Genomic DNA, 5973 nt, shown 5'->3' on the forward strand with positions numbered 1-5973 from the left:
TCCACCCCCCCGCGGGACCCCGCCGCATAGGGGGGCCAGGGCTCCAGCGGCCGGCCCGCTCCCGGCGAGAAGGGCCGATCCGCGGGACGAAAGCGTCCGGCACAGCCGCCGAGCGTGGCAGCGGCAGCGAGAGCGCCGCCGATCAACACCTGCCGGCGGCTGCATCGACGCATATGGGGCACAGAACCGTCGACATCTGGACCGATCCGATCCCTTCGACGTCATAAAGAAAATGCTCGCCGGGACCGGGGAAACGCGTCTTCAGGGTCGACCCGGTCATCACGATCATACCCGCGTCAAGCGGCCGCCCCTGCGCCGACAGCTCGTTTGCGGCCCAGGCCAGCGCAGTCAGCGGATTGCCCAGTGCGGCGCCGGTTGTCGCCACTTCCGCCTCCCCACCGGATTCCAGACGCGTCGGCGTGGAGGTCAGATCGAAACCGCGCCAGTTCGTCACCGGCTCCCCCAGCACGACGCCCCCCGACCAGGCATTGTCGGCCACCAGTGATTTCACATCGAAATTCTCGTAAATCGCATTGCGATCCTCAATCAGCTCAAAGGCCGGGATCACCGCGTCCACAAATGGCGCAATGGACTCCGCGTCATAGGATCCGGGCGGCACTGGACGGCCAAGCCGCAATGCCAGCTCGAACTCGATGCCGACGCGCTGAAACGCGGACAATGAAATCTCGGCCGACGCTGTTTGAGCCGACACTGTTTGAATGGTGTCGTCAAGAATGGCGCCAAGCAGAGGATGATCGACGCCCACAAAAGCCTGCATGGCGGCGGATGTCAGGGCGATCTTGTATCCGGCAACAGCAGCCCCGCGCGCTTTCAGGGACAAATCGACGAAAACCTGCTGTGCCCGATATGCTTCTGCGATATCGGTGAGCGCCAGTGCCCCCTCAAGCGTCCGGTACGAAGCGCCTGCCGCATGCTCCTCCAGAAGATGCCGGGCAACCGTCTGTTCCTTATCCATTTTTCCACCGCTTCCCGACATTTTGTTCCCTCCATCGCGCGCCTGCATGCTGACTGTTCTTTTGCGCCCGGGGGAGTGTCACCGATCCTGAACACCCGCTCAATACCGGGTTGCACCCCCGTGCCGAATAGCGATCCGCCTGAAACCTGAAATCGCTCACTCGAACATTCTTTTGAACATTTTTGCGCATCACCGGAAAAGGGCTCCCCCTACCGGAAAACACCCGGTGCCGGCCTGCCCGGGAATGAACCCCGGGAATCATCCGGGCAACCGGACGTTCCGCCAGTCGCACCCGAATCACCCGCAGAAAGAAGCAAAACCCACGAAAGATCATTGTCCGGCGCATTGTTCAGGGAAGCGATGCCCCCTTGAAAAACCCTTACCGTCCTTAAGAACTCTTAAACCTATAATATTGTATTGTATCAATCCCATAGCCGAATACAGGTGTGCATGAACGAATGACGAAAAATGCATAAGCGCAATGAGTGCGCATTTTTTTCTGGAAATTAATTTCGTTCGAACCTATTTAGAAGTCAGTGAATCGTAACCCGTGCAGAGAAGGTGCGAGGCGGCCGAAATGGTCATCAAAGGTAAAGTGAAGAAATCGATCAAGAAGCAGATTCGCCACCAGGGCTTTGCCGAGGTGGACCTGACGCTTGACCAGATCGAGAAACTGCACCTGATCAATGATGACCGCGGCATGGACCGGGAGAACGAGCGCTTCTGGAAGCTGGTCCGCGCGATCCGGGATCACGGCTACGCCTCTTCCGACCCACTCCGGATCTTCTATCTCGACGACAATTTCGTGCTGGTCGATGGCGGCCACCGCCTGACGGCCGCCCGCAAGGTCGCCGAAGAATGGCTGTCAAACCTGTTCAGCGAAAAGGTCCACTATATCAGCTGCCTCGTGTCCGAAGGCCCGCTGCAGGACTTTTCCGACAACGACAACCGCTCCCTGCCCGCCTGACCGGCCCCGAACTTTCGCTCAAAGACCCGTCGCGCCCATTGGCAATCGCGGCCTGCTCCTGTATCACGTTCGCCTAGGCGGCCCCGTAGCTCAGCAGGATAGAGCGACAGATTCCTAATCTGTAGGTCACTGGTTCGAATCCAGTCGGGGTCACCATCTTTTTCAGCCAGCAGAGCCCGCATTGACAGGAACCCGGAACATCGTTCCGGCTGGCCTTGTCACATGGACACAATCGCCCAGTGCAACAACCGGCCAAGCACGGCAATAACCGTGGCAACGCCTGCCCACATCAGGATGGGCCAGCCGATTTTACGAACGACCTGAGGCATCAGAGACGCCCTCTCATTTTCAAAATTTTTCATGGGGTAACCGTTGGGGAGATAACCGTTGGGAAAGCGCTGAATAACCAAGGATTAGAGGCAATAATAAGGCAGCCTCGTCATCTGGAGCGCATGCCTTCAACGGCAATATAGACCGCAAGAAAACGGGTCTTCGTCTGGATGAGGAGCGCGTATTTACTCAACGGGAAAGCGCGTCATAGAGTAAAAACACCTTCACCCACAGATGAGGCAAGACAACAGATTCTCCATGCTATCGTCCTCCATACATAAACTGGAGAATCGGCATGCAAACTCACATTGAAACAGCGCGTTCCTACTATCGTGAAATGATGGCCCTGATTGTTCGGTCCGGATACCGCATTTCCATTGAAAACGACATGCGGCAGTGGAAACACATCATGCAAACCGGCCCGGCAACGGTTGGGGTCTCCAGTATTTTCGACCCGGATAAAGCCGATTATGAGCCGGCGGATGCCTTCTGGCTCCGGGTTTCCAACGAACAGGCCGAAACCGTGGCGATCATCTGCGACCGTCTGGTACAGACTCCCGATTTCGTGGATTTTGTCGAGGAAACCGGCATGTTCGCGGCGCCCTATATCCGGCATCCTCTCGACGCCACTCTTTCAGGAAAAATCGGCCATGCAGGCGGGCTTTGGGTTCACCCGAACAGCCGCAAGACCGGTCTGTCATGGGCCTTGCCCCGCCTCGTTCGTGCCCTGTCCGTGATTCACTGGGGAGTGGACCGTCATTGCGGCATCATCCTGACCGGCCTGGCCGATGCCGGCTTCGGCAACCACATCTACGGCTTTCCACGCTCATGGCTAGCCTTATCGGGCGGAGATTTCCGGCCGACGGGTAAGGAGGAGCGCCTCTTCGTCATCGATATCGACGCCGATGAGATCGCCGGCCAGCAAACCTTCGAGCTCAAACGTATTATGGACGACGGCGCACAGAATCTGGTCGATGTCGCGGCCATTGGACGAAAGCGGCATGATCAGGCGGCGGTACGCGAACCACTCCCCGCCGACCGTCGCATGAACTTCGGATAGGCTTGCCCGCCCCCGGAAGGCGGCATCGGCATAAATTTCGGCGAGGCTGCTCCACAGCCTCGGGCCCAAATGGGGAACCAGCTCGCCGAAATATCTGGGCCGGTGTCCACCATCCATCCTTGTCCCGAAGCCGATCTGCGTGAACTCGAACGTAGCCGGCTGGTCCGATGTGTGCAGGATATGCATATAGGGCAGCACGTCCGGCGCGCGTCGCGAAATCTCATTGAAGGAAATCCCGGAAAGGCTCGGCCGTCCCGGGTTCCCGGTTCGCGCCGACAGAGTGAAGACCTCCGCCAGCTGATTATCCGTTCCCAGGCGAAAATCCAGATTGTCATATGTCACGACCGCCGCCGGGACATCTCCCTTGATAACCTCCAGACGCATTCCGTTTGAGATCATGCCACCACCGCAAGGCAAAGCCCGGCATTCCTGAGAAGAGGCAGGATCGTCACATCGCAAAGGCATCCCGCGCTCACAGTGTAGCGGCGGGCACCGTCTTCAGAGAAGCGCAGTTCGGTTTCAATGATCTTTGCAATCGCGCGGATCATCCCGAGATCAGTATCGCCCCCATGGTCGAGGACCTGCACATGATCGCCATCAAGCTGGAACAGCACGTGAGTGGGACCGGATAATGCAGGATGCGTGGAGATCATCAGCAGAATACCGTCCCGATCCCCCTTCCGTGCCAGCTCGTAATAGGCGGCAAGCGCATTCATAGCCGCCGGCGGAATCTCTTCGGAAAAATCCGTCTCGCGCCAGACTTCAAGGGGCAAGGAGTTTTCATCAGGCAGCAACGACCGCATCTCCCCGAACATCTGCATGCAGGTCACGATATGCATCTATTGCGTACTGTATGGCGACTGGCAAGCATGAGTCCAGATCAACCCCTTTCAGGGCCTCCGGTGTTGCCCTCGAGGCAGCGCGATCAATTAACGGCGAGTGCCCACCTGATAATGCCGCCGACGAGGGAAACGGTGAGAACGCCCGCGCCCCAAAGCGCAACAAACCAGATCAGCTTACGGGCGGTTTGCGGCATCAGTGATAGCCCTCACCGGGACGCACCTTGCCGCGGAAAACCCTGTAGGAATAGATCGTATAACCAAGGATCATCGGCAGCAGCACCGCCGTCCCGACAAGCAGGAACGAGAGGCTTTCATCGGGCGCCGCCGCCTGCCAGATCGTGATCGAAGGCGGCACCATGTAGGGATAGACGCTGACGCCGAGACCGATGAAACAGAGCACGAAAAGCGCCTGTGCGGACAGAAACGGCCGATAGTCCGTCCGCTTTGCCAGCCCGAACGCGAGGCTGATCACGGCAAGCCCGGTCAGGACCGGAACCGGTGCCAGCCAAAATAGCAGGGGCATTGAGAACCACCGCGCCATATAGGCCAGGTCGAGAAACGGGGTCCAGAGACTGACAAGCCCGACCATCAGAACCGTCCCCGCCGCCGGCATCCGGGCCAGCCGGAAAGCCAGATCCTGGATTTCGCCTTCCGTTTTCATGATCAGCCAGGTCGCGCCGAGCAAGGCATAGCCAAGCACCACCGCAACACCGCACAGCAGACTGAACGGCGTCAGCCAGTCCCACCAGCCACCGGCATAGGATCGCCCGGCAACGGGAATGCCTTGCAGCAGAGCCCCCAGGATAATCCCTTGCGACAGCGCCGCCACGGCGGACCCCAGGGTAAAGGACCAGTCCCAGACCCGTTTCCAGCGTTCCGTCTTCCACCGGAATTCAAAAGCAACACCGCGAAAGATCAGCCCGACCAGCATGGCGATCACCGGCGCATAGACCGCCGGCATGATCACCGAATAGGCCAGGGGAAAAACCGCGAACAATCCACCGCCACCGAGCACCAGCCAGGTCTCGTTGCCATCCCATACCGGCGCGACGGTATTCATGGCGGTATCCCGATGCTCCTCTTCAGGCAGGAACGGGAACAGGATACCGACGCCGAGATCGAACCCGTCGAGCATGACATAGGCAAGCACCGAGACGGCGATCAGGGCGGCCCAGACCAGGGCGAGATCAATCGTCATTGCCTGTCCTCCTTTGCGGCAGGCTTCGCAACGCCTGGCCCGTGTCCCATACCGGCCGCCCGCACGGGCTCCGTTTCGGGCAATCCGCCTTCACGGCTGGTCGGCTCATGCGACATCAGCCTCAGCAGATAGAAGACCCCGGCCCCGAACACGAAAAAATAGACAACGGCAAAAACCGCAAGCGAAATGGCTACCGCCGGCACATCCAGCGGAGAGGCTGAGTCGACAGTCCGCAGCAGGCCATAGACAGTATAAGGCTGGCGCCCCATCTCGGTTGTGATCCAGCCGGCAAGCACGGCGACGAAACCGGAAGGCCCCATGAGAATCGCGGCACGATGCACCCAGCCCGGCTCGTAAAGCCGTTTGCGATAACGTAGCCAGAGCGACCAGAAGCCAAGCCCCACCATGAGGAAACCCAGCCCCACCATGATCCGGAAGGACCAGAAGATGATTGTGGAGTTTGGCCGGTCCTCTGGAGGCCAGGCTTTCAGGCCCTTCACTTCCCCGTCCGGATCGTGCGTCAGGATGAGGCTGCCGAGTTTCGGGATTTCCAGGGCATAGCGCGTTTCCTCCGCCACCATGTCCGGCAGCCCGAACAGG

The 5973-nt window shown here is 59.3% G+C and carries 6 protein-coding genes and 1 tRNA gene; 3 read left to right on the forward strand and 4 right to left on the reverse strand.

The genetic code is table 11. The annotated features are described in order from the left end of the window. Window positions 1-142: 142 nt before the first annotated feature. The gene (locus ACN0SW_RS20140; RefSeq protein WP_417729685.1) at window positions 143-976 is read right to left on the reverse strand and encodes a 2-keto-4-pentenoate hydratase; all 834 of its coding nucleotides are present in this window, start codon (window positions 974-976) and stop codon (window positions 143-145) included. 577 nt (window positions 977-1553) lie between these two features. On the opposite strand from ACN0SW_RS20140, the gene ACN0SW_RS20145 reads away from it, so the two are divergent. The 3 genes from ACN0SW_RS20145 to ACN0SW_RS20155 all read left to right on the forward strand — a co-directional run bounded on the left by ACN0SW_RS20145 (window position 1554) and on the right by ACN0SW_RS20155 (window position 3333). Then, window positions 1554-1943, forward strand: coding sequence for a hypothetical protein (locus tag ACN0SW_RS20145; RefSeq protein ID WP_339856216.1), 390 nt, complete (start codon window positions 1554-1556; stop codon window positions 1941-1943). 79 nt (window positions 1944-2022) lie between these two features. After that, window positions 2023-2099 (forward strand) — tRNA-Arg (locus ACN0SW_RS20150). A gap of 469 nt (window positions 2100-2568) precedes the next feature. Next, entirely contained in the window at window positions 2569-3333 is a 765-nt protein-coding gene (locus ACN0SW_RS20155; RefSeq protein WP_417729686.1) for a hypothetical protein, read from the forward strand. 395 nt (window positions 3334-3728) lie between these two features. On the opposite strand, the gene ACN0SW_RS20160 is transcribed toward ACN0SW_RS20155, so the two are convergent. The 3 genes from ACN0SW_RS20160 to ACN0SW_RS20170 all read right to left on the reverse strand — a co-directional run. Beyond that, the gene (locus ACN0SW_RS20160) at window positions 3729-4172 is read right to left on the reverse strand and encodes a hypothetical protein (RefSeq protein ID WP_417729687.1); all 444 of its coding nucleotides are present in this window, start codon (window positions 4170-4172) and stop codon (window positions 3729-3731) included. A 196-nt stretch (window positions 4173-4368) separates the two neighbouring features. Then, on the reverse strand, window positions 4369-5373 hold the full coding sequence (gene cydB / locus ACN0SW_RS20165) for a cytochrome d ubiquinol oxidase subunit II (protein ID WP_417729688.1): 1005 nt from the start codon (window positions 5371-5373) through the stop codon (window positions 4369-4371). Continuing rightward, on the reverse strand, window positions 5370-5973 hold a 604-nt coding region (locus ACN0SW_RS20170; protein ID WP_417729689.1), incomplete at its 5' end, for a cytochrome ubiquinol oxidase subunit I. The genes cydB and ACN0SW_RS20170, both read right to left, overlap by 4 nt.

It is taken from the genome of Roseovarius sp., from assembly GCF_048262375.1.
Lineage (GTDB): Bacteria > Pseudomonadota > Alphaproteobacteria > Rhodobacterales > Rhodobacteraceae > Roseovarius.